4 protein-coding genes are annotated in these 4,189 nt (G+C 69.6%); all 4 read left to right on the forward strand.

What is annotated here, in order from left to right:
• Window positions 1-92 precede the first annotated feature (92 nt).
• From AB0B82_RS35295 to murQ, 4 genes are read left to right on the forward strand one after another with little or no spacing between them, the layout of a single operon-like run.
• Complete coding sequence (locus AB0B82_RS35295; RefSeq protein ID WP_360178929.1) at window positions 93-233, forward strand: hypothetical protein; 141 nt, start codon at window positions 93-95, stop codon at window positions 231-233.
• A complete protein-coding gene (locus AB0B82_RS35300) occupies window positions 230-1,966 on the forward strand; it encodes a serine hydrolase domain-containing protein (protein WP_360178920.1) in 1,737 nt (578 codons plus the stop codon). The genes AB0B82_RS35295 and AB0B82_RS35300 overlap by 4 nt, the downstream gene beginning before the upstream one ends.
• 35 nt (window positions 1,967-2,001) lie before the next feature.
• Complete coding sequence (locus AB0B82_RS35305) at window positions 2,002-2,889, forward strand: MurR/RpiR family transcriptional regulator (RefSeq protein WP_360178923.1); 888 nt, start codon at window positions 2,002-2,004, stop codon at window positions 2,887-2,889.
• 59 nt (window positions 2,890-2,948) lie between these two features.
• Window positions 2,949-3,842 (forward strand): N-acetylmuramic acid 6-phosphate etherase, encoded by an 894-nt coding sequence (gene murQ / locus AB0B82_RS35310; protein ID WP_360178926.1) that lies wholly within the window; start codon window positions 2,949-2,951, stop codon window positions 3,840-3,842.
• Window positions 3,843-4,189: the final 347 nt, after the last annotated feature.

The following is a 4,189-nucleotide window of genomic DNA, read 5'->3' on the forward strand; positions in this document are numbered from 1 at the left end:
GGTGGATCGACGGTTCTGACATACCCCCAGGCTATGGCCTGGGCGGTAACCCGGCGGGTTCAGACGCGATCCGTCAACCAAGTCCTCAGCTGCTGACCGGATCGGACCGATTCCGGACAATGCTCTTGGCGAACGCCTCCGCCGAGGAGATCGTGGCAGCCTGGAAGTCCGAGACCGACGCCTGGACCGCCCGGCGCGCCAAGTACCTGCTCTACAAGGGAGCCCGCCGATGAAGCGGTGGGCCGCGATCACGACCGCCTTCACGACTGTCTCTGCGGTGATACTCACGATGACGTCCCCTGCTGTTGCGGCCGGCAACAAGTCCGGCCGCTTCGACCGCCCGTACACCGGCTACGCGCCGAAGACCACGCTGCTGCGTGACGCGACCCCGGCGAAGGCCGGCCTGGACGCGGCACCGATCGACGCCGCGCTGGCCCAGGTCGAGGCCTGGACCCGGCCGGACGGGACGGCGAAACCGCTGTACGCCGGTGCCGTCACGCTGCTCGGCCACGATGGGAAGATCGTCACCCGCACGGCCACCGGGCTGGCGCTGAAGTACGCCGACGGCGACGGCACCGAGCTGCCGCCGGAACAGCAGATTCCGATGCGCACCGACACGATCTTCGACCTGGCGTCGGTGTCCAAGCTGTTCACGTCGATCGTGACGATGCAGCTGGTCGAGAAGGGCAAGGTCGACCTGGACGCGCCGATCGCGACCTACATCCCGGAGTTCGCGGAAAACGGCAAGGAAACGGTCACCGTCCGGCAAGCACTCACGCACACCAGTGGATTTCCTGCCTGGCTCCCGCTGTGGAGCTCGCAACCGGACCCGGCCTCCCGCCTGCACATGGCGCTGACCGCGAAACTGCAGAACCCGCCCGGTTCGACCTACCTCTACAGCGACCTGAACCTGATCGCGCTCGGCGAGCTCGCCCACCGCGTAACCGGGAAAACGCTGGACAAACTGGTCGCCGACGGCATCACGAAGCCGCTGCAGATGCGCGACACCGGCTACAACCCGGACCCGAAGAAGAAGCAGCGGATCGCGGCCACCGAGTACCAGACCACCCCGCCGCGCGGCATGGTCTGGGGCGAGGTCCACGACGAGAACGCCTGGTCGCTGGACGGTGTCGCGGGCCACGCGGGTGTGTTCAGCACCGCCGACGACCTCGCGATCCTCGCGCAGACGTTCCTGAACGGCGGAAGCTACCGCGGCGCCCGGATCCTCAAGGAGGCCTCGGTCACCGCGATGATCACGAACTTCAACGAGGGTTTCCCGGGCAACGACCACGGCCTCGGCTTCGAGCTCAACCAGCGCTGGTACATGGCCGGCCTGTCCGGACCGCGCACGGCCGGCCACACCGGGTACACCGGCACGTCGTTGGTGATCGACTTCGACTCCCGCTCGTTCGCGATCCTGCTCACCAACCGGGTCCACCCGAGCCGCAACTGGGGCAGCAACAACCCGGCCCGGCGCGCGGTCGCCCAGGGCCTCGCACTCGCCCTCGGCGTCGGTCCGCGGCACGGCAAGGACGCCTGGTTCTCCGGTACGACGGACAACTCGAGCAGCACGCTGGACGCGAAGGTCGCCGTACCGGCCGATGGCGCGCGGCTCGCGTTCGACCTGTTCGTCGACACCGAGGACACCGACCTGCTGTACCTGGAAAGCTCCACCGACGGGACCACCTGGACGAAGGTGCCGTTCACGGTTCGTGACCGGGGCTCGGTGATCGACACCGACGGCTCGATCAGCGGATCCGGCGACCGGCACTGGCATCAGGTCACCGCGGACCTCGGCCCGGGCGAGCAGACGGTGCGCTGGCGCTACACGTCCGATCCGCTGTACCAGGGTCGCGGCGTCTACGTGGACGGTGTGAAGATCACGAGCGGTAATGGTGTTCTTCTCGACGGCGAACGCACCCCGGAGTCATTTACCGCCACAGGTTGGAGACTTTCGCGTCGGTGACCCCATCGGGTGCATAGTCGCCGTACCGTGCTGTCATGAACTCAACATCCTCTCCAGAACCCACGGGGCCGCTGCTGGTCCGGGTCCGCGCGGTGATGCCCGCGCTGGCGCCGGCCGAGCAGCGGGTGGCGAACGCGGTCCTCGCGGACCCGGGCGGGGTGGCGGCGATGACGATCTCCGAACTGGCCGAGGTGGCGTCCACCTCGGAGACCACGGTCATCCGGTTCTGCAAGCAGATCGGCGTCCCCGGGTACCCGCAGCTCCGCCTGCAGTTGGCGGCCCAGTCGGCGCAGGAGAGCATCCGGCCGGAGGTCGGCGGGGACATCGAGCCCGGTGACTCGCTGTCCGACGTGGTCAGCAAGGTCGCGTTCGCCGACGAGCGGGCGGTCCGCGAGACCGCGCAGCAGGTCGACGTGGACGCGCTCGCCAAGGTCGTGGACGCGGTGGTGAAGGCCAAGCGCGTCGACCTGTACGGCTTCGCCGCGAGCGCGTTCGTCGCCCTCGACCTGCAGCAGAAGCTGCACCGGATCCGCCGGGTGGCGTTCGCGTGGTCGGACGTGCACATCGCGCTGACCAGCGCCGCGCTGCTCGGTGCGGGCGACGTCGCGATCGGTATCTCCCACACCGGCACCACCGTCGAGGTCGTCGAGGCGCTCGAGGAGGCCGCCAAGCACGGCGCCACGACGGTCGCGGTGACCAACTTTCCGCGGTCCCCGCTGGCCCGGACGGCGGACCTCGTACTCACCACGGCCGCGCGGGAGACGACGTACCGCTCGGGGGCGATGGCGAGCCGGATCGCGCAACTGACAGTGATCGACTGCCTGTTCATCGGCGTCGCCCAGCAGGTGCTGCCGGACGCCCGGAAGGCGCTGGAGGAGACCGCCTCCGCGGTCCGCGGTCACCGGTTGAAGGGGTCGGAGTAGCGCCCTGTCAAGATTCAACGGAATTGAAAATCCTTCAGTAGAAAACTAACATCGATTCCGTGACCTCACCGACCGAGCAGCGCAACCCCAGGACGCTCGCCATCGACGCGGTGGGGACGTCCGAGATCCTCCAGTTGGTGAACAACGAGGACGCACTGGTCGCGGGCGCGGTCGGCGCGGTGATCCCCGAGCTCACCAAGGCCGTCGACGCCGCCGTCGAGGCAGTCCGCGGCGGCGGCCGCGTGCACTACTTCGGCGCCGGTACGTCGGGACGCCTGGCGACCCTGGACGCCGCCGAACTGCTGCCCACGTTCCACGTGCCGGACGGCCTCGTGGTCGCGCACCACGCCGGCGGCACCGAGGCGCTGCTGCGCGCGGTCGAGAACGTCGAGGACTCCGAGGACGGCGGCGCCGCAGACGCCTCCGAGGTCACCGGTCAGGACCTCGTCATCGGCCTCGCCGCGTCCGGCAGCACGCCGTACGTCGCCGGCGCCCTGAAGGCCGCCCGCGCGGCCGGGGCGACCACCGTGCTGGTCACGTCCAACCCGGACGCACCGCTGGCGCCGCTCGCCGACATCGTGATCGCGGCCGACACCGGCCCCGAGGTGATCGCGGGCTCGACCCGACTGAAGGCCGGCACCGCGCAGAAGATGATCCTGAACGCGTTCTCGACGACGCTGATGATCAAACTCGGCCGTACCTGGTCCAACCTGATGGTCGACCTCGTCGCCACCAACAAGAAGCTCCGCGGCCGTATGCTCCGCATCCTCGGCGAAGCCACCGGCGCCGACCAGGCCGCCTGCGAAGCCGCCCTCGCCGCCGCGGACGGCGAACTCAAGCCGGCCCTGGTCCACCTCCTCACCGGCACCCCCATCCCCGAGGCCCGCGCCGCCCTCGAGTCGGCCCACGGCCGCGTAGCCACCGCCCTCGCCGAACTCGGCACCCCCGCCTGACGCACCCGCGACAGCCCGTCGTGACGCCCCCGTGACACGCCCGCCCGCCTGACACGCCCGCCCGCCTGACGCGCACCTCGCCTCGGGCGAACCCTCCACTTCAGAGGACAACCGCGGCTCTTGGGGGTCCTCCGCTGGTACACCGACCCCAACACGAGCGGACAACCGGCTGTTGTGACTGATCCGTGCGTGGGTCCGGGTGACCGAGTCGGCGCGCGCTGGACGCCACGCGCAGGACCGCGCGTGCGTTCCCGCACGGTGGGTTCACCCATCGTGTTGTGGGTTCCTGACCCGTGTGAAGGGTACGGAACCCACAACACCGTGGGTGTACCCACCCGTCCGCGGTA

The sequence above is a fragment of the Kribbella sp. NPDC048915 genome (genome assembly GCF_040649595.1).
Lineage (GTDB): Bacteria > Actinomycetota > Actinomycetes > Propionibacteriales > Kribbellaceae > Kribbella.

Bases quoted from the DNA above. Each gene is read 5' to 3' on its own strand.
- AB0B82_RS35305 (WP_360178923.1), top strand. From the start codon at position 2,002: ATGAACTCAACATCCTCTCCAGAACCCACGGGGCCGCTGCTGGTCCGG.
- AB0B82_RS35300 (WP_360178920.1), top strand. From the start codon at position 230: ATGAAGCGGTGGGCCGCGATCACGACCGCCTTCACGACTGTCTCTGCG.